Source organism: Carboxylicivirga fragile, assembly GCF_050589805.1.
GTDB lineage: Bacteria > Bacteroidota > Bacteroidia > Bacteroidales > Marinilabiliaceae > Carboxylicivirga > Carboxylicivirga fragile.
The window spans coordinates 15,282-36,962 of the sequence record NZ_JBNGOY010000038.1 but is presented as its reverse complement, the minus strand read 5'-3'; the positions used below and the strand labels follow the sequence as shown (position 1 = coordinate 36,962).

Annotated in this window: 13 protein-coding genes; 4 read left to right on the top strand and 9 right to left on the bottom strand. The window is 36.9% G+C overall.

Annotation, left to right across the window (positions count from 1 at the left end; translation table 11 throughout):
- Positions 1-14: 14 nt before the first annotated feature.
- The 8 genes from ACRD7B_RS16190 to ACRD7B_RS16155 all read right to left on the bottom strand — a co-directional run bounded on the left by ACRD7B_RS16190 (position 15) and on the right by ACRD7B_RS16155 (position 16,671).
- Positions 15-2,879 (bottom strand): glycoside hydrolase family 38 N-terminal domain-containing protein, encoded by a 2,865-nt coding sequence (locus tag ACRD7B_RS16190; RefSeq protein WP_430825636.1) that lies wholly within the window; start codon positions 2,877-2,879, stop codon positions 15-17.
- Positions 2,880-3,173: 294 nt separating this feature from the next.
- Positions 3,174-5,228, bottom strand: a complete 2,055-nt coding sequence (locus ACRD7B_RS16185; protein ID WP_430825635.1) for a LamG domain-containing protein — start codon at positions 5,226-5,228, stop codon at positions 3,174-3,176.
- A 118-nt stretch (positions 5,229-5,346) separates the two neighbouring features.
- Complete coding sequence (locus ACRD7B_RS16180) at positions 5,347-7,212, bottom strand: LamG domain-containing protein (RefSeq protein WP_430825634.1); 1,866 nt, start codon at positions 7,210-7,212, stop codon at positions 5,347-5,349.
- A 63-nt stretch (positions 7,213-7,275) separates the two neighbouring features.
- The gene (locus tag ACRD7B_RS16175) at positions 7,276-8,838 is read right to left on the bottom strand and encodes a SusD/RagB family nutrient-binding outer membrane lipoprotein (RefSeq protein WP_430825633.1); all 1,563 of its coding nucleotides are present in this window, start codon (positions 8,836-8,838) and stop codon (positions 7,276-7,278) included.
- 19 nt (positions 8,839-8,857) lie between these two features.
- Positions 8,858-11,917, bottom strand: a complete 3,060-nt coding sequence (locus ACRD7B_RS16170) for a SusC/RagA family TonB-linked outer membrane protein (RefSeq protein WP_430825632.1) — start codon at positions 11,915-11,917, stop codon at positions 8,858-8,860.
- Positions 11,918-12,383: 466 nt separating this feature from the next.
- Entirely contained in the window at positions 12,384-13,406 is a 1,023-nt protein-coding gene (locus tag ACRD7B_RS16165) for a LacI family DNA-binding transcriptional regulator (protein ID WP_430825631.1), read from the bottom strand.
- A 99-nt stretch (positions 13,407-13,505) separates the two neighbouring features.
- Positions 13,506-14,576, bottom strand: coding sequence for a ribosome small subunit-dependent GTPase A (gene rsgA / locus ACRD7B_RS16160; RefSeq protein ID WP_430825630.1), 1,071 nt, complete (start codon positions 14,574-14,576; stop codon positions 13,506-13,508).
- A gap of 61 nt (positions 14,577-14,637) precedes the next feature.
- On the bottom strand, positions 14,638-16,671 hold the full coding sequence (locus ACRD7B_RS16155) for a M3 family metallopeptidase (RefSeq protein WP_430825629.1): 2,034 nt from the start codon (positions 16,669-16,671) through the stop codon (positions 14,638-14,640).
- 166 nt (positions 16,672-16,837) lie between these two features.
- Here ACRD7B_RS16155 and ACRD7B_RS16150 point away from each other — a divergent pair, with 166 nt between their 5' ends.
- From ACRD7B_RS16150 to ACRD7B_RS16135, 4 genes are all read left to right on the top strand, one after another.
- Entirely contained in the window at positions 16,838-17,980 is a 1,143-nt protein-coding gene (locus ACRD7B_RS16150) for a hypothetical protein (RefSeq protein WP_430825628.1), read from the top strand.
- A gap of 25 nt (positions 17,981-18,005) precedes the next feature.
- On the top strand, positions 18,006-18,977 hold the full coding sequence (locus ACRD7B_RS16145) for a DUF6588 family protein (RefSeq protein WP_430825627.1): 972 nt from the start codon (positions 18,006-18,008) through the stop codon (positions 18,975-18,977).
- Between the two features lie 116 nt (positions 18,978-19,093).
- Positions 19,094-20,098, top strand: coding sequence for a hypothetical protein (locus ACRD7B_RS16140; protein WP_430825626.1), 1,005 nt, complete (start codon positions 19,094-19,096; stop codon positions 20,096-20,098).
- Positions 20,095-21,093, top strand: a complete 999-nt coding sequence (locus ACRD7B_RS16135) for a DUF6588 family protein (protein ID WP_430825625.1) — start codon at positions 20,095-20,097, stop codon at positions 21,091-21,093. Before ACRD7B_RS16140 ends, ACRD7B_RS16135 begins: the two co-directional genes overlap by 4 nt.
- A 1-nt stretch (position 21,094) precedes the next feature.
- On the opposite strand, the gene ACRD7B_RS16130 is transcribed toward ACRD7B_RS16135, so the two are convergent.
- Positions 21,095-21,628 (bottom strand): nitroreductase family protein, encoded by a 534-nt coding sequence (locus ACRD7B_RS16130; protein WP_430825624.1) that lies wholly within the window; start codon positions 21,626-21,628, stop codon positions 21,095-21,097.
- Between the last annotated feature and the right edge of the window lie 53 nt (positions 21,629-21,681).

Here is a 21,681-nt window from a genome sequence, read left to right as displayed (position 1 = left end):
AGGTTTGTCTTTAACTACTTCATTTTATAAGTCTCAACTGCACTCTTACCCAACTCCAACTCAACAATTTTTCCCTTCTGATTCAGCTTAACCGGATTATCTTCAATCATATCTGTCTTAGATATGGACTTAATAGATTTATGAAGTTCAATCTTCACAGTTTTATCCTTATTCTCTGCTTCTAATACACGAATAACCACATCAGAATCATCTTCAGCTTTTTTGATAGTGGTAATTACAGTTAAAGGATCATTAGTACTCACAAAACTTTTCTCAGCAGGTAATTCTCCTTTTTGCTTTTCTTCTTTTAACACAGTGTGCATTGGATGATTTTCAGCAACTCCAAAATGAAATCCATTCTTCCAGCCTTCCTCGTGCGATGTGATAGAAAATTTGAAAGTATGACTTCCGGTTTGGTGATACCAAGGGCCTTGCCAATGACAACTTTTGTGTGATGATAAAAGAATAGAATTAATAACCGGATAATCAGCTGAATTCATGCTTGGGTCAACCCAATCGGCAGTCACCACATTGGTTGACATTGTAAATCCAAATCCACTTCCATTAGCCGTCATGAAATTCTGAATCTCACGCGGATGAATCTCTTCAGACTTTTGAAGATAAGTACCTCCCCAGGCTGATCCTCCCGGACGCATAGTTAATTCATCTTGCCCCACATGAACCATTCCCATAGGTACATCATACGATATCTGTGATTCCTTATTCATATTTAATGGAAACATAACTCGTACCTGACGATTGTGAACTCCCGGCCAATCTGGAATGGTGTATTCTAAATCGATCTGTTTCTTTTGGTGAAACACTGTTATGTTCTGCTCAACCTTAAAGGTATCCATCTCAAACTCACATTGGAATTTAGAATATATAGCTCCAGATTCTATCAAGCTCCATGTACTTTCTTGCTGATGTCCACGTTCCATGCCTCCATAGTGAGGAGCTGTAACAGTAACGAACTCACCTGCACCACTACCTTCATAGCCCATGTGAAACAAGTCGCCACCAACCATTGCCGTGGTATTAAATACTTCCTTATTTAAGTTCTTGTCGAATAATCGAGTAATTCCCCCTTGCCCAAATTCAACTTTGTAGAATTGATTATCGCAGTAGTTAGAACCTGCTTCAATCTCTGCACTTTGACGCTTTCCTTTTTTAATTGTAAAAGTTTTATATCCAATTGAAGGCATATCGTTTAAACTAAATACCAACTCTTTTTTGCCTTCGCTTTTTACTAACTGCGTTGGTACTTTTTTACCATCACTTGTAGCCACAAACCAATTTGTTCCTTGCAAATGTGATATGTTAATAGTAGCATATCCATCTCTACTCCACGATAAATCGTTAAAAACAACAATGTTTTGTGTATTCTTTAACTCCACCTTCTCAGAAATGCTTTCTAAAGATTGATCTAATAACTTTTTTCCTATTTCATTACCTGTTTCCAATGCTACACAGAAAAGACTATCGGTAATATCGCCATTCTTACCACCCCAACCATGATCGGGATAAATGGCATTGTACCATGCTTTGTCCAACTCCTCTTGTGGATAAGTCGAGAAATCATTATTCAATTCACAGTTAATTGTGTTGAAAATTTCGGCTGAAGGAATGTTAACTGCGGCTTCTTTTTTAGCCAAGATTGCCTGATAGTGCGCTGCTCCATGAATGTATAACCAAAGATTTGGTCGCTCGCCATAAATAGAATCAATCTTAGCTTCGGGCACATCAACTTCATGTAAGAAATCTAAAGCTGTTGAATGCTCCATCTCCGGCATTTTTATCCCGGCATTCTTTGCAATCTCATTCCATCCTTCAATTAGTTCCTTGTAATATTTTGGTCCACCAGCATCGGCACTAATAACAGCACCGTAATGTGGCGGAATATTTCTTTCACGGTAATAGGCATTCCAGCTTTTTAAGATTTTATGCATTTCATGAATAGCAGTAATGGCATCTTCATCAAGCACCTTGTGATGATAATGATACCATCCATAATTACCAGGACTGTATGTGAAAATACTTGATCCATCGGGGCTGTACCAATTGTAAAACCCTTCCTTCATTCGTGATACGAATAAATAGTCTATTCCTGATTTCTTAAATAACTGAGGGACCTGAATTGATCGTCCAGGTACATCGATATTGTAAGCTACGTGTGCATCCATTCCTGGAAGCGTTTTCTTAATCCATCGTCGCCCCAGATAGGATTGGCGTACCAATTGTTCACCAGACTCTAAACCTTCGTATGGCTGGGTAAATGTTGCTCCCCATTCAAAATTACCCGTTTTATAGGTGTCGATTAAACGTTGTCTATTTTCTGGTGAATCCTCAAGAGCTTCCATCAAATTTAATGACTGTTCCATTTCGAACTTAAACTCTGGCGATTCTTCCATTAAGTCCAAGGCAGGTATTACAATTTTCTCAACACGTTCTTCACGGCAACTGTCCGGCGAATTCATCCATGCAATATCTTGATGAGATGAAACAATTACATGAATCATTCCTTCCCCAAAATAATCCCAATCACTTGGAATAAGCGGCTCAAAAAGCTGTTTTGTAACTGTCCTCTTTCCATTAACTTTATTTGAAATAGAAATCACGTCGGGCTGACCTATTAATGGCAACCACAATTCGACATCTCCATTCTTTAACTCTCTAACCTCAATAAGCTCCCCTTTAAATGTCAGTTTAGAACCTTTAATCCAATTTTCCTTTTTCACAATGGATAGTACTTTATACGATCCATCCACCAACTCATATTCATAAGGTGTCGGGTATGAAAATAGCATACTTCTTTCTGCAGCAACTAATTTTATCTGCAATAGAAAAGCAAGTAGCATTAATAGAGTTAATTTCTTCATATTATATATTTAATTATTAATATTCTGATTAATCACAAGCTTTTAATCGCCTTTTGAATTTTTGCTAAAACGTTTTAGCAAACTTTTCAAAAAAAAGGCTTTCGCCCATATTCAATTCATTACATCTTAATTTCAACGGCGTAAATATACCTAATTTTTATTGTAATTGAATCACTTAAGTCTAGTGCTAACATCTTTTTCAATTTTTTAATACAAAAGAGACTTTTTAAGCCGATAAACAATATCGCCTATCGGCCTAAAAGTCTACATACTCCAAATCAATGAAACAAACTATTACAGTTCTGTATTTATAGCAGTAGCATATTCCTGGGTTTTAGCATTATTAGAACATGCTCTGATATCATCGTAAAGCCAAATAAATCCGCCGTCAATATTATCTTTATTTGCACTAATTTTATTTTGAATTTGCGATGGTGAGTCGCCTTCGTTGCACGAACTTCCATGTCTACACCACAATCCCATTGACACTTTTAAATCGCCAAAATATTGATTCCAACCAGAAGGTGAGTTACTAGCTCCCCCAGCATAACATTGTAAATATACTCTATCGATTGTTCCAGGTTTTTCGGCTTCCACTTGTTGGTAAACCGATTGCCAATATGATGTTTGTGTATATGGACATAAACTTACCTTCAGCCCCATATCAGCAAGCATCAAACTAAATGCTACCGTTGATTCAACATCATAAGTCAACTCATCATCGTAATTAATAGCAGTTGCGCCAGTAACATCAACAAGTTTCTTTATCGCCTTATATAATTTAGTATCCGAACCGGTACCATCTGCATCAATCAACTTCTTAATATTTTCCCAAGATTTAGCTCCCCAAGCTCCAATCCCTAGCTCAATTCGATCAACAGTAGTCGGCGCTTCCAGAAGTGTGGCCAAGCGCGTTCCCCATTCAGGATCTCCAATGTAATTCCCATTTTGATCAATTACTCCTTTATCATTAAATACCATGCTTGCATCTTCTCCAATATGCACAGTCCAAAGTATAGCCGTTGTAAAACCAGAGTTCTTCATATCCAATATGGCTGCATCACCACCTGAATAAAAACTTCCTCCACCAAATACAGCCGAGTATTTTCCTGTAGAAGGCAAAGTAGGAGCAATATTAATTCCTTTTACTATTTCTAAAGCATCTACAATATTATTGGTCTCTTTATCAACATCCTTTTGCCATTTAGCATCATTCTTCGCTGACTCCCCACCATCTATTAGTTTTTGGATAAAATCCTTGGTTCCAGCAGGATATTCTCCATCGGCACTACCCTCAACAATTGTATTTTTTAATTCTTCAGCAGCCGTGATAGCCGCTTCCAATTTTGAATAATTTAAAATAATCTCTGGCATACCGCCATCATATATCAACTCAATGCTACCAACTAAGTTAGCTTTAAAACTATTGGTTAAATCATAAAACTCAGTACCCAGGTCAACACTTAATGGAAAATAGGCTTTTAGTCCAGATTCTTTACCATTCAATTCATTATCCATATTCTCACTAATCTCTGCTTGAGTGCGAACAGTATTCCAAACTCTGACATCTTTAACCATCGCATTCACAACACGATCGTTAAAAACATATCCATTTCCAATCACAACAGCTGCATCATTCGCCGGTAAGTGTTTTGCATCAAGAGAAATAACTTCCACACCATTAACATAAAACTTATGGCTTTGTCCTGTGCTTGTAAATGCAAAATTCATCCACTCCCCAACCTTAATAACACCTGGTTCGGATTTAGCATCTGTCCAATCACCGTTTCCAATTACTATCTCTACATGACCATCAGCAAAAGTTCGAATATCAAAACCGCTATCAGGTTCCATCTGAGCACATGAAAATATTGTATTACTGTAACCAATGGGATTTAGATCCATGAAGTAATAATCTGTCTCCATGGTAAATTTTGTTCTTGTAGTATATTTTATTTCATCTGATATTTTAATGTACGAGCCGGCCTTTTGTTTAATATAGGGTATTGCAGCTCTTAATACTTTAGTTTTAAAAGTATCAATAGCTTCTTTTAACTTATCTGCGGCATCAGCAATGGATTCCTGCGACTTATATGCTTCAACAACAGATTTTGCAAGGTTTAATTCTTTTTCTAATTCATCAATAGATCCAGGCATATATAATCCAGGCTGCATACCTTCTACACTATTCTTAACTAATGCATCTGCCTCAGTAATTAAAGATTCTATTGAAGTTGTCTCAAGTATTAATTCTTCAGGGTTACTATCATCACAAGCCAAAGCCAAAAACAGAATAATTAGTGCACTCAGTACAAATGCCAAAAGAAAACTTATCTTTTTTAATTTCATTAGTATTAGGTATTATGAACATGCACGGTACGGGCATGTTTTCATTTATTAGGTTGGTTAAACTAAAAAAAGTGCTTTGGGCTTATACCCAAAGCACTTTTTCACTCACACTATTTCACTACTCTACTGTTTCCCAATCAATTCCTCTCATTTCACCTTGGTAATTACCTGTAACATCATTAAACATTACGCCTTTTACACGGTCAAGTGGGAAATAAACATTAAGCCCTGATTCTGTACCATCAATTTCAGCATCCAAATCAGCAGCATCACGGGCAACATCCCATAAACGGAAATCTTTCATGTATCCGTCCATCTTGCCCCAGCCATTACCGAGCCACATTTCGCCCCAACCTGATTCTACTGGTGCGCCAATATCCTCAAATGAAGCTTTTTCTTCACCGTCAACAAAAATCTTAGTTGTACGTGCTGTATTATCATGAACAAGTGCCACATGCTGCCACTCTCCTGTACGCATAACAAGTGGATCGGTTTTAGGCCCTTGCCAGCCACTTCCAGCATTTGTAAAGTTCCATAATCCTCCTGATTTAAGTACATTCTCCTCTGTTAATTCTGAATAACCATAAACCCATACACCATAGTTTCCATTATTAAAGAACTCACCTGTTCCATATCCTAATAAGGATTTCACTTTTACATTAAACTCTACGGTATAGTCACCTTGCGGCGTATAATTTGGTGTAATTCGGAAACCGACAGCATCTGCATTATCACGATCAATTAAAACACCATTTGCATCGGCAACAAGAAATTTGTTTACAGCTTTAATTTTAGCTTTTAAGCTATTAGCTGCACCATCAAGTTCATCTTGCTTTTTAGCATCAGCAACTACATCATTACCACTATCAATCAAACTTTGTAAATACTCTTTTGTTCCAATAGGATAATCGCCATCGTTAGTTCCTTCTACAACAGTCCCTTGTAGTTCAGTTGCGGAAACTATTGCACTATTTAAACCTGTATAGTCCAACTCAATCACAGGAGGAATACCACCTTCTGCCCATGTGATACCATTACCTACAATTTTTGCAGTATAGTCACCAGTTAAGTCAGTAAAATTGGTTCCTAAATCTGCATTAAGTGGGAAGATTAATTCCAACCCAGCTTCACTACCGTCAAGACTTTCATCTTTATTAGCAATAAGTTGCTCAGCAGTTCTCACCTCACTCCAAACACGGAAATCACGTAACATTCCGTTCCATGCACGGCCAGGCCAGAAAGGAGTTTCTCCCAAAGTAAATGGCACGTCTGCATTAAAGCTTGTTTGAGCTGGAAAATCTGTTTCCGAGATAACTTCAACTCCATTCATGTATACTTTCCAAACAGAACCGCTTTTAGTAACAGCATAATGCACCCAGTCACCAACTTTAATACCATTCCCACCTGTAACATAAGACTCACTCCAGCCTCCATCTCCAATTACTAAATCAAGTCTATCACCAAAAATACGTAGATTAAATCCCCAAGCACCACCTGAGTCACCTTCTCCTGCTGAGAACATTGTTTCAATCCATCCTGAACCAGTAAAATACGACTCAATTTCTATTGTAAAATTGTCAGCCAATAAAGGTTTTATATTTTCAGAAATTTCAATCCACGAACCGGATGTATTATTAAAAAGCGGTATAGCAAGTTGTACAACATTTGCTTTATATTTATCAATGTAAGTTCGCAGTCTGACTACAGCATCAGCTATATCTTGGTCGGATTCAGCATTAGCAATCTGCCAATCCACCCATGTTAAAACTTCTCTTAATTCATCTTTAGATCCAGGCTGTTGCAATCCTAATTCAACACCTTCCTCTGTAGTTTCAAGCAGGTTATTAGCCTCCAGAATTAGCGCATCAAGCGATTGTGCATCAAAACCGCCTAATTGTTTATCATCCTCACAAGCCGAAATGGCAAATACCATTATGAAAGCAGTCAGGTAAGACAAAAATTTTATATTAAAACGTGTTTTCATATTACAAAATTTAAATGAAGTATTCCAAACCTAGGTTTGGAATACTATCATCTGTTAATATTATTACAAATTACTATCCATTAAACCATTGCTTCCTTTAGTGCTGGTATCGGCAGTATCCCACCACACTTTAATATCCATTCTATCTTTTTCGATGGTATTCAAATCAGCAGGCATATTTTTTTCGTTTAATAAATGAGCGGCATCAGAATAACGAATTCTTTTCACCCACTTACCTGAGGCAACGGAAGAACTTCCACTAACTCCGTCTTTTGGTAAAGTAATGTCCGGATAATCTGTTCTTCTGAAATCAGACCAAGCTTCAACCCCATTTGGGAAATTAGCTAACCATTTTTGAGTAATTATCTGTTTTAATGAGCTTTCATCAACACCAGTAAGACTTGGTAAGCCAGCTACGTAATCAGTAGCAGCAGATGCATCAACACCAACATATGCCATCGAAGCTTCAACTCCTTGTAAATATAAAGCATTAGCATCGCCTGCTATCCACCCTCGCATGGCAGCTTCTGACTGCAGAAACAATACCTCAGAATAAAACATTACTGGCACATACATACCATCCTCGGCTCCATTTCCAACAAAATCGATATAACCACCTTCAAGGTTAATTGTGGCAAATTCTTCGTCCGAATTACTCGGAACCAAATTGTAACCGTTCTCGATACCATCATAAATTGGGAAACCTGCTTCTTCTTTTGTTTTAGGCTCACCATCCACCTGATAAGCAAACCAAATTGGTGCGCGTGGGTCTTCACCAACACTTGACTGGTTATATAAATAATTAGAAAAGGTTTTAGACATTCTAATGTTATTCCAATTCCAGGCCATTTGATTTAAGTAATCAAACCATCCTTTACTCCATAATGGCACTTTGGCTACATCATCATTACTACTCATCAAACCATTGGGTCCATTAACAGCAGCTTTAGCTTCAGCTTCTGCTTTAGCAGGATCAACATTTGAGATACGCATAGCTAAACGTAAACGCAAAGAGTTAGCAAACTTTTGCCATTTTACGATATCACTTTTAAACACTAAATCATAATCTTCACCATATACATATTGCTCAGCACTACCAGTAATCGCATTTACTGACTCATCTAATGTTTTGAATAAATCGTAGTAAATATCTTTCTGAGTATTGTAAGGAACATCTTCGCCAGTACTCGCTCCAAAGTAAGTAATGTCACCATACATATCAGTCATTCTCGACCATGCATAACACATCCAAATGTTCTTAATAGCAATCGCATCCACATAGTTTGGATCTGCCCCAACCATATCATCCATGGCTACTGCTCGTTTAACATTACGAGTATAATGCTCGCGCCATTGATTACCGATCCAACCATCAACATACTCGTAACGAGAAGATGGAAAACCAGATACCGTATTCGCCCAATATTGAGAGTACAAATCAGAAAACAAGTTTACATTACGCTGATAATTCTGCGAAACTTCTTGTTGCATTGCATTAAAAAAGAATTTAGGCTCCACCTTTGTTACCGAATCAGAAGGCGTATTCATATCGCCAAAGTCATCTGAACAACTAATGTTTAAGACTAAAAGTCCTATTACAAATAGTATTACATTATATTTTTTCATAATAAATTTCTTTTTTCAATTAAAAACCAACATTAAGCGAGAAACCATATGTTCGAGTAGAAGGAACAGGTGAAAAGTCATAAGCCTGAGCCGCGTAATTGGTGCTATACGCACTTGCGTCAGGTACGGTTCCTGGTGTATTTTTATAGAAATACCAAAGGTTTCTTCCCACAAATGAGAGACGAACTGATTGTACAGGGTTACTTGGTATCTTTGCAAGTAAGGATTTAGGCAAATTATATCCAATAGCCAATTCCCTAAGCTTCATGTGAGATGCATCGTAAACAAACTCCTCGTCCACTTTTGAAACTTGCCTCCAATACTCTTCAGCAGAAATCATGGTTGTATTTATTCCTCCATCTTCGGTTACACCATCTACAAAGAAAGAAATACGATTATTTTCTGTTGTTTGTGCTGCAGTACCAGCCGATGTTGCGCTGCGCTCAGACGAAGATACAATATCGCCACCTTCCTGAACTGAAATTAAAGAAGTTAAGAATAATCCTTTATAATCAACACTTAAATTAATAGCTCCGGTCCAGTCAGCTTGAATATTACCTATAACAATGTTATCGTCAGTATTTATAGTCATTAATCCATTCTCATCTACGATAAGCTGTCCTTCTTCATTTCGATTATAAACACTACCAAGTATATCTCCTAATTTCCCACCTTCGTAGGCTACTACACTTGATCCAAAATCATATCTAGGAATACCTTCCTTAAGTTTGACTAAAGTTCCTTCGTTCATGGCAAAATTAAAGTCTAGGCCAATTCGCCAATCGTTGTTTTTAAATGGCACCGTTGATAAGGTTACTTCAATACCTTCGTTTAAAATTTTACCAATATTTGTTAAAGTTTGACTAGAACCGTGTTCCTCAACAGCTTTCACATAACCAATTTGGTTTTCAGTAGCTTCATAATAGTAAGTAAAATCAAGCCCTAAACGATTTTGAAAGAATCTCAAATCTGCACCTATCTCAGTAGATGTTGATAGTTCTGATTCCAAATTTGAATCAACATTATAATCAGGTACATTTCCTACAGATAAATCATAATTCCAATTACTAATAGAATAGTTTTGAGCTGTAAAATATGGTTCAGTTGCTTTTCCAACTCTCGCCCACGATCCTCTAATCTTTGCCAATGTTATCCACTGTGGCATCTCAATCATATCTGATATGATTCCACTTAAACTAAATGATGGGTAAAAATAACCGTTATTAAAATCTGTATGATTAGACGTTAAAGTTGAAGACCAATCCTTACGCCCCGTAAAATCGAAGAATAAATAATTCTTGTAGGCTACTTGTCCAAATCCATAAATCGAACGTACCTCTAATTCTTCAAAGCGTTCATTTGCATTGATATTAGAACCTGCACCTAGAAAGAAGTCTCCTTCTGAAGTCAATTTTCCAGAACTCGCTGAAAGTGTAGCTCGATGCGAATATCTATTATTTCCACCAACATTCAATCCTATAGTAAAATCATCATTAATGGCTTTATTATAAGATAACAAAAACTCTGTATTCTCTTCTTTAAACTTCTGCTGCGCTGGATTATAATTTGGTCGATTAGCATCAACATTATCACCATATAGGTAACCCTCCACGGTAGACATTTGGTAAAAATCCATACCATATTTCAGTTTACCTGTTAAGCCAGGAGCAAGTTTTAGATTTGCAGCTACATAACCAAAAGTTCTATTTTTCTCATCGTTATTAACTGTTTGAGCTTGCAAGAAATATGGGTTACGGTAATTTGCATTAGCGGTCGTGTACAGCTTCTCAACATGCTTTCCACCAATTATATCGTATCCAGGCGCTAAATCCTCATTACGAATATTCATAGGCATTGAGTTAAAATAAGATACGTAAGAATAGTTTCCTATTTCAGGACGATTATTACCTGTTGTATTAAAAAACGAAATCTTAGTATCCACATTTAACCAAGGGTTAATATCGTAATCAGCTCTTACATCAAATGATGTTTTTTCAACTTCATGTCCTTCATAAATACCATTGATAATATCTTTACCAATAGAGACACGGTATGTTCCATCATCATTACCTCCAGTAAAAGCTAATGTGTGCTTTTGCGTAGTTCCGGTTCTTGTAAAATCTTTTAAACGATCTTTCTGCGCTGTATAAGGTATGGTTTCACCTGTCCACGATTCGAGGTCTTGACCATTCATCTCTGGCCCCCAAGAACCAGTTGCCTGGTTATCGTAAGCTCCGTCGTTACCTTGACCATAACGATCTTGCAGATCCAACATATAAGCCGCTTCAGAAGCAGTAAATACGCCAGAATATGAAATACCTAATCCTTTATTTCTTGAACCTTTTTTAGTGGTTACTAAAATAACACCATTACCACCACGTTCACCGTAAAGGGCCGCGGCATTAGGGCCTTTCAAAATAGATATTGTTTCGATATCATCAGGATTTAAATCAAATGCTCCACCTGAGCGTGAGGTTCCCCCCCAAACAGTTCCATCTCTGTCACCACCATTATCAAAAGGAACACCATCAACCACCCATATAGGTTGGTCATTTCCAATTAATGAACTGGAACCGCGAATATCGATACGTGAAGTACCTCCGACACCACCACCAGATTGATTAATATTCACACCGGCAACTTTACCTTCAAGTGAATTAATAAGGTCAGGACTACCAGTTTGCGTCAATTGCTCCGATTTAACATCTTGCACGGCATAACCAAGCGCTTTCTTCTCACGCTTAATACCTAAGGCAGTCACAATTACTTCGTCAAGTCCTTCAACATCTGAAGTTAAAGTAACATTAATTTCAGTTCGTCCACCAACGGCTTCTTCTACTGTCTCAAATCCAATAAATGAATAAGATACAATAGCTTCAGTGCTTTGAACCACCAAAGTGTAATTACCGTCAATGTCGGTAATAGTTCCATTGGTTACATTCTCTTTCTCAATTACATTAGCTCCGGGGATAGGTTCGCCGGTCTCATCAATTACAGTACCTGTTACAGTATGTTGGGCAAATGATGTTGCCGATACCAGTAAAACAAGTAAAAAAAGACTAACTAAATTTTTCATCATAGTTTTCATCTCCATTTAGATTTTTTCATAAATAATTCATTTCGATTAAGTCAGTAACCATTTACATGGTATTGCATCTTGTTTTGGTTAGTAGACTTATTAATTCATGACTAGCGTGATTTGTGAAAAATAATTAAGTGTTAATTTGTGTTTGTGATTTGTAAATTATGTGAAAGCAAAATTAGAGTGCACTAAAACGATTAACAAATTTATTGATTACGCTAAACCCGTCATTTATTACCTTTTCACGTCATAAAAAAATACCCAATCACTTTATTCTCATTTTCAAACTATTACAATCGCTCTATTTTCGCCAAATCGTTTTGGCAAAAGAGACAAAAAACACCCTTCACTAACTAACATTAATAAATAAATGGTTCGGAAACGGTGATTTATTGTCTTTAAGCGATATTGGATAAAACTTGACTTTATTTGAGTGATAAAATAATACTCTTAAGATCCAATTCTACTTAATTTCACCACATGATTTTCTAACAATGAAACCAGTATTTAAAACTTCCTGTCGCGTTACTTTATCCTTGAGGCGTAATTTTTCTAATAAGATATCAACTGCTCTATCCCCCATATCTAACACCGGTTGAGTAACAACAGTAATTGGTGGTTCTAATAAGTCAAATGCCTTAAATTGATCGAAACTTACAATCTTAATATCATTCGGAATAATAAGGTTACGGCTTCGTAGTTCTCTGATGCCGCAGGTAGTCAAATAGTGAGTGGAGAATATAATAGCATCTACGGCAGTATGCTTTTGCAATAAACAATCCAAGGCGTCTGACATTTCTTCTTCAAATGTATCACTCTTCAGTTCCTGTACATACTCAGAAATATATTCCATTTCATTATCTTCCAGTCCCTGTTGATAACCTAAAAAACGATTTTTAATCGCATCCAACTCTGGTTTCAAGGAAATAAATCCAATACGCTGTGCACCACACTTTACAAGGTGATTAACTGCACTTTTAACGCCACCAATATTATCAACAATAACATAATCCGTCTCAATATCCGGATAATGCCTATCCACTAAAACAAAAGGGAAATTAATCTTTTTTAGCGCCAATATATCATCTGCATTTTTTTGTGATGAAGCTATAATTAAGCCTTCAACCTGACGATCAAACATTGATCTAATCAGTTCGCTTTCCTTTTTACCACTTTCTTGTGAGCTACTAAATATTACAGTATAGCCATGCTTAGCAGCATCCTTTTCAATTCTGCTTACAATTCTCGCATAAAACACATCGGATATATTAGGGATTATAACGCCGAGCATTTCACTACGCCCCTTCTTTAATCCTTTGGCAAAGATATTAGGCTTATAATTTTGTTCCTGTGCGTATTTCAGAATTCTTTCTTGAGTTTCTTTACTTATACGTTTTTCGTCTCCTCTACCGTTCATTACCAGTGAAACCGTCGGTACCGAAACGTTTAAATGCTTTGCAATGTCCTTGATAGATGCTTTCTTCATATTTAAAGCGAAGTAAAAAGATGTGCTTAAATCGTGCTAAATCGTTTTAGCCAATGTTCACAAATATATCTATTTATTTTCAAAAATCACATTATTGAGCTAGTACTTATTATTCTTCCTTTGCTTCTTCACCTGCTTAATTAACTTACCCAGATCTTTGTCCTTCTTTTTACGATCCTGAGCATCTGATTCAAAATGCATGCGTTCTTTTTCCATCTTACGATAATTATTGTAAGCAGATTCATCAATATCGCCATTGTCAACGGCTTCGATTATTGCACAGCCACTTTCGTGCATGTGGGTGCAATCCTTATAACGACAATCTTTAGCATACGACAGTATTGATTCAAAAGTGGTTTCCAGTCCATCGCCTAAATCGGTTATACCCACTTCACGCATGCCCGGATTATCAATCAGTATTCCTCCACCTTCTAATACTATTAATTCACGATGGGTGGTAGTATGACGTCCTTTATTAACACTTGTGCTTATTTCAGAAGTTTTCATTTCTTCTTTACCCGAGAGTCCATTTAAAAGTGTAGATTTCCCAACCCCTGACGAACCCAATAAGCAGTATGTTCTGCCGCTTTTAACTATTTTACGCAATGGCTCGTAACCATCAAGCTGATTACTTACACAAACAAGCTCTACATCTTTTATGCGCTGAGTAATCTGCATGAGTATATTTTCCAAATCATCAGTATCAATTAAATCTATTTTACTTAATACTATAAGAGGAGTCACTCTTGATGCATTACAAATGGTCAAATACCTCTCCAAGCGGTTTAAATTAAAATCTCTATCAACCGCCTGCACAATCATTCCGAAATCAATATTGCTAGCTATTATTTGTACTTCACCCGTTTTACCAACAGCTTGTCGCTCAATAATTGAATGTCGCTCATAAATGGCATGAATGAGTGCTTTACCCTCGTCAAACTCGGAAAAAGCAACCCAATCGCCAACAGCCGGGAAATCATTCCGACTACTGGCCGTAAATCGTAGATTACCAATTAACTCAGCATCAAATTCATTGTTTTCTCCCTGAACAGTGTATCGTTCCTTGTGCTCAGATATAACCCGACCAACATCAAACGAACTTAGCTCATGCTCAATTCGATATCTTTCTAATTCGTTATTATACCCTAGTTCGTTTAATGCTGACATCATAAATTGATTTAAACTTTACACATTTTACTTTAGCACAATTTACTTAGATTTTCTTAATCATTTACTTCTTCAGTCCACTTCGTTTTAAAAGAGGTTCTATAGAAGGTTCTTGCCCTTTAAATCGTTTGTACAATTCCATCGGGTGTTCCGTCCCCCCTTTTTCTAGTATACTCTCTCGAAAACGCTTAGCGGTTTCTTTATCGTAGATACCTTTTCCCAAAAATGAATCAAAAGCATCAGCATCTAACACTTCTGCCCATTTGTAGCCATAATATCCAGCTGCATAACCACCATCAAAAATATGTGAGAAACCAGTTGAAAAAACCGTTCCTTCAACTTCGGGGAATAGTTCTGTGGCAGACATTGCTTGCTTTTCGAAATCGCATACTTCACCATTAAATGTTTTATCAAGCGAGTGCCATGCCATGTCATTTAAACCAAAACTCAATTGACGTACAGTAGCATAACCACTTTGGTAATTATCACTCTCGATAATGCTATTAATCATTTCATCCGGTATAAGTTCCCCCGTCTTATAATGTACGCCAACATCTTGCAACCATTGCTTTTGCGTTGCCCAATTTTCCATTATTTGTGAGGGCAATTCCACAAAATCGCGATAAACATTAGTGCCGGAAAGACTTTCGTAACTTACCTTACTTAGCATGCCATGCAGTGCATGACCAAACTCATGCAAGAAAGTCTTTACCTCGTTAAAGGTCAACAACGAAGGTTTATCACCAACTGGTCGAGTAAAGTTGCAAACGATAGAAACATGAGGTCGCACATCTTCTTTTGATGTTTTATATTGCTCTCTGAAAGAAGTCATCCAGGCTCCGCCTTGTTTTGTATTTCTGGGAAAATAATCCACGTAAAAAACACTTAGAAACTGCCCATCACCATCATAAACATCATATACCCTAACTTCATCGTGGTACACAGGTGCTGAATTATTGGGCTTAAAACTTAAGCCATATAAACCAGTTGCCAAACTAAAAATTCCTGTTTCAACTTTTTCCAATTCAAAATAAGGACGAGTTGCTTCATCGTCCAACCCATACTTGTCAGCTTTTAATTGCTCGCTATAGTACGGATAATCCCATCGTTGCAGTGGGCCTTCAAAACCTAAGGATTGGGCAAACTCTTCCACCGCCTTAACATCGCTCCTTCCAAATCCAATTGAAGCCTCCAGTAATTCATTTAAAAAGGCATTGACTGTTTTAGGATCAACCGCCATATGTTCTTCAAGTACATAATCAGCATGCGTATTATAACCCAATAATTGCGCTTTCTCGTAGCGTAACGAAACTAATTGTTTGATGATGTCATTGTTATCGTGTTTATTCGCATTATTGCCTCTGTTTGAGTAGGCCATAAACATTTCTTTACGCAATGTTCTATCTGAGGCATATTTCATAAATGGTACATAACTCGGAAACTGCAAAGTAAAAACCCAACCTTCTTTATCCATTCCTTTAGCTACTTCCGCTGCCGCATCTTTTAATCCTTGCGGCAATCCACTTAATTGAGCTTCATCGATAATATGCAAGTTATAATCGTTAGTTTCAGCCAATAAATTCTCGCCAAACTTCAAACTTAATTTAGCCAACTTATTGGTTATCTCTCTATATCGAACTTGAGCATCTCCCTTCAACAAAGCACCTTTTCGCACAAAGGCCTTATAGGTATCTTGCAGTAGTTTTATTTGTTCTTTCGAATAAGCCCCCTCATCAAAATGATCATTGACAGCTTTAACACGGGCAAACAATTTTGGATTAAGCCAAATATCATTAGAATATTCGGTTAGTAAAGGTGAAACCTCGCGTGCGATGCCTTGAATCTCTTCATTCGTTTCGGCATGGTTCAAATTAAAAAACACATGACTCACAACATTAAGTTGCTTACCAACCATTTCCATAGCTTCAATCGTGTTCTCGAAGCTTTCCTGCTCATTTGAATTTGCAATATCTTCAATACCATGCTTGGCATCCTTAATCAATTGCTTAAAAGCCGGTAAATAATGTTCCTCTTTAATTTCGTTAAATGGAGGAACTTGATGTGTTGTATTAAATGTTTCTAATAATGGATTTATCATGATATATTTCTTTTTTTCCTATTCGTCAACAAAAATAAGCAGCTTATCCCAGTAAAAATAATACTCATACAACAAACCTTTTACCATAACGTTCGTTAAAACCTATAAATTAGGCTTAAATTACACCTAGTCTTTATAATTAAAACGATTACAATTAACATATTCGATGAAAAATTTTAGCAAACTTCCATTATATTTTATTTTAATCTGCTTATTCATTTTGCCATTAACTAGCATTGCGCAAAGCAATAAACTAAGTGCTCAGCTCGATGAAAAAGAAAATAAAAAAATCGAATCGTCGCAAAAGCTCATAAAAAAAGGCAATAGTATACTTCTTGAATCTGAGGAATATGAAAAGGAAGTTGAAGCCTTGAAAAATGCAGATGGCCGCATTAAAACTAAAAAGATAAACAAACTCAATAAGAAGATTGCTGAAAATAAAATGAAGGCAGCTGTTTATTTTGAAGACGGCTACAACAAACACATAAAAACACTCGATGGACGCTTAAAAGGCCTTGAAAAAGCTGGTAACTCCGAGGCCGAAAAAGTTAGAGATGAAGTGAAGCAACTACAGAAAAAAGCCCAGAAACAATATAATAAGGCAGAACGTTTGTCATCGCCTGACGAAATGGTTGAATTGGTAGAACTGGCTCAGGAAAATCAAAACAAAGCGATTGAGATTCAAGAATCAAGTTTATTAAAAATATTAGCAGCTGGAACTACGGTTGCCATTGTTGAAGAAGTAATCGAAGAAGAACCCGTAGCTAGTAATGAGGCGCTTGTACAGGATAGCATTAGTCACGAGCCGGAACCTGTAAATCAATCACCTGTAGCTGAAAATTTGGAGCTGGAAGCAAATCCAGACTTAACAACTCCTAATGTAGTAGATCCAAATGCAGCCTTGGTTGTTGCGGGTGCAGGTGTTGGTGCAGCAGCTATTATTACCACACCAACAGAAGAAACAGAAACTAGCCAAGTACCTATCGAAGAAGAAGAAGCAAGCCCCGAAATTATTCAAGAAGAAGTGATTACGAAACCTATTGTTGAATCACAAGTTTTCTTGAGCATACAATTTTTGGCAGATAAACAACAAGCTTCTTCTGAAAAACTAAAACAGGCTTATGCTGGAAACATGGAAGTTATTGAAATGATTGGCGATGGATGGTATCGCTATTCAATAGGTAAGTTCACTGATGTAGAAACTGCGAGAAATACAATGAAAGATGAAAGTATAAAAGGTTTTATAGTAGCCTACAATAAGGAAGAACGCATCTCAGTAAGAGAAGCCATGGAATTGCTAAAACAATAATACACGCACAATAAACATCCTTGTCATGAAGAAGAAACTAATTTACATTTTCTCAATCATCTTGATTACAGGCAGTAGCCTTCAAGCTCAAGATCAGATAATAGATATACTGAAGGGTGGTACCCACGATGCTAACCTAATTGCCAACGAATACCTTCGCCCATATGGTGAAATGTTAGGTGTTAATTTAAATAGTGGTTGGTACAATAGTGCTAAGGTGCATAAGATTGGTGGTTTTGATTTAACCTTAACGGCAAGTTATACCAAAGCCCCTGATAGCAAAAAAAGCTTTCAAGTACCCAGCAATTTAAAGTCATTAGAATCAATGGATGGCTCCACTGCTCCAACTATGGCAGGTAGTAAGGATCAGCAAACCAGGTTTGCATTACAAGAATTCCCGAACACTGAAATTGCAACCTTAAAAGGTGCAGGAGCTAATACTTTTGTAAGTCCCATGTTACAAGCGGCGGTTGGTTTACCATATCATACTGAAGTAATGGGACGCTTTATGCCACGTGTTGAATATGGCGATTTTGGTAAAGCTTACATGTGGGGATTGGGTTTAAAACACTCACTTAAAGACTATATCCCTTTTGTTAAGCGTTTACCATTTCTTCAATTATCAGTATTGGGTGCTTACACCCATTTTGAATCAAGCCTTGGTGTAGATGGAGGTGATATTGGAGCAGGAAATCTTGAAACGTCGGCCAACGCATATACCGGTCGTTTATTAATTGGCGCCAACCTTCCCGTTGTTTCCTTTTATACAGGAATGGGATACGGGAATACTAAAAGTAATTTTGATGTAGTAGGTGATTTTGATGTACCGAATGAACCAGAGGCTAGTGCAAATCCGATATCTTTAGCCTATACAACAGGTGCTTTTGATTTTAATGTGGGCATGCGTTTACGTTTGGCCATCTTTTCACTTCATGCCGATTATTCTGTTGGTGAATATTCTGTTATCACTGGAGGAATAGGTATCAACTTCAGATAAAAACCACATAAAGCATATTGTAAGCTTCATAACTTGCAATATGCTTAAAGTCTTTTTACCTTTAATAGGGTAAACCTGCTATACTAGCAGAACATAAAACACAAAAACCAAACATCTTGAAATCGAATTTAACATTGCAATATTGTATTGCTGTGATCATGCTTTCTGTGGCTGTTAATGTTAGTGCGCAAACTAAGCAAGACACACTGGAGCAATTATTTTCTGCTAAAGAGATCGGCCAATTACAAAAAGGCGATGCCTTGTTAAATCAAGGTTTAAACATGGATGTGCAATTAGATTCCTTAATTCATGTTTATAAAAACTCAGAAGGGACAAGTACTAAGCTTTCTAATTCAGATAAAAATAAACGAACAAACAGCCTAAGAGCTTTACGTGTGTATTATGTGGGTATGTCAAAAAAATCGGATGTCTACTTAAAGCACATTAACAATAATGAGTTTGAAAATAAGCATGATTTAGACATAGATAAACTACTGCATGACAACAAAGCAAACTCGAAAAAAGCACACAAATACTTCAAACAATCTCGTGATACACGGCAGGTGAATGATGCCCTTAAATATGCGGTATTATCAATCGATTTACATCAAAGCATTCAAAGTGATTTATACAACCAATTATGTAAGAATCAGTTTACCGAAACATTGGTTAGCAAACCTATCGAAACACAAGTAAGCACTACTTCACCGGTAAGTGAAGCAGTTGTTACTGTTGCTGCAGTGGAAGAAATAAGTAAACCAGAAATTGATCTTCCTATCAAAAAAGACACCGTCGTGGTACTTGAAGAAAAGAAAGTTCCACCTCCTAAAGAAACAATTGCAGAAACTACTGGTCCAGAAGTATATTTTACAATTCAAATCATGGCTGATCGCAAGCCTGCCACCAATGTGCAATTGTCAACTATATACAAGGGAAATCGCAAAACCATAGAAAATAAAGGCGATGGTTGGTACAGATATTCTGTTGGTAAATTCAATGAATACCAAAAAGCCTATTCCTGTATGAAGGATGAAAAAATTAAGGGCTACGTGGTTGCCTACCATGGCAGTCAACGCATCTCAACATCCGAAGCAAAAGCACTTTTAAAATCTACTCCATGAGATTATTAAACAAACCATACACTACCCTATCGATAATGCTATTAATTAGCAACTTAAGCTTTGCTCAAAAGAATATTGTTGATTATCTAAACTATGGTGTTCAAAATGCCCAGGTTTTATCGAAAACATACTTACATCCCTATGCTGGAATGATTGATGCCAACTTAAATGGAGGTTGGAATAGTTCTCCAAGTGTTTTGCGCACAGGCAGATTTACTTTAAGATATGTCCATAATCAGAGTTATTCAAAATCAGCCGATCAAATAACGGATTTAAATTCAATGATTGAATCAGGCAAACTAACTGATATCAGCCTAAATAACCCAGAAGTTTATAGAGCCCCAACTGCTGTGCATCGATTTTTAACCGGTCAAGAATTACCAACTCTATCATATTTAGGGCAGGACAATGACGTTCCCAATGGTGAAGATATCTCTTCGCTACAATTGCCTATGATTTCGTTTGCCATTGGAATACCATGGGGCACCGAAATAAACTTAAAATTAACACCACCAATAGAATACAATCAGCTTGGCAAAACTTTATTGTGGGGTGCTGGGGTAAAACATAGCTTGGTACCATATTTCAAATTCCTACAAAAGTATCCATTTTTAGAAACCTCTTTAATGTTAACTTACACCCAGCTCAATGCTAACTCTGAAGTAAGTTATGAGCAACAAAAAAATCAATCCCTTGATGTAAATAGTTCCGTTATCTCAGGTCGTTTTATGTTAGGTTTTGTATTTCATTCTTTCAACCTATATGGAAGTGCTGGCTATGGTTCGCATAACACAACAATCGATTTATTAGGTGATTATACTGGAATAGTTGGAGAAACAAGCACCATAAGTGATCCCCTAAAAATGGAATACGATTTCTCTGGAGCCGAGTACGAAGCCGGCGTTCAAGTAAACCTTTATTTTTTGAGTTTACAGGCGAGCTATCACTACAGTAATTATTCGGCTGTTTCGTTGGCAGCAGGTATTACTTTCTAAATTACTTCTTTAATTGTTGACCAAATTTCTCTTCAAATACCACCTCGTTAAGTTGCTTTCTATTTTTCAAAGGAGCTTTACTTACAATCGGGTAACCAATTGGTAACAAAGCAATGGGCTCAATACCCTCAGGCAATTCTAATGCTTCCTTAATTAAATCAGGTTGAAAATGACAAACCCAGCAGGTACCCAAACCTAATTCAGCAGCTCGTATAGTCATATGGTCAATTGCGATAGCCGCATCAATATCACAATGGTCTTTTCCATCGAACGAGCGTTTCCACGAAGCATCATGATCTCCGCAAATAACAATTATCTGTGGCGCCGCTTTAAACCAATCTCTTTTATATGCTTTTTTTAATTTCTTTAAGTTATCATCTTCGGAAACAAGAATGAATTTCCATGGTTGTTTATTAGCTGCCGATGGCGCCATGCGACCTGCCTCCAGCACTTCCACTAATAAAGCTTTTGACACTTTCAAGGGTTTAAATTCACGTACCGAGTATCGTTCACGAAGTAATTGGTTAAAATGCATATCCTGTGGTTTTTTGAAGTATGACTTAATGCTTACTTTTGTTCTTATACAAA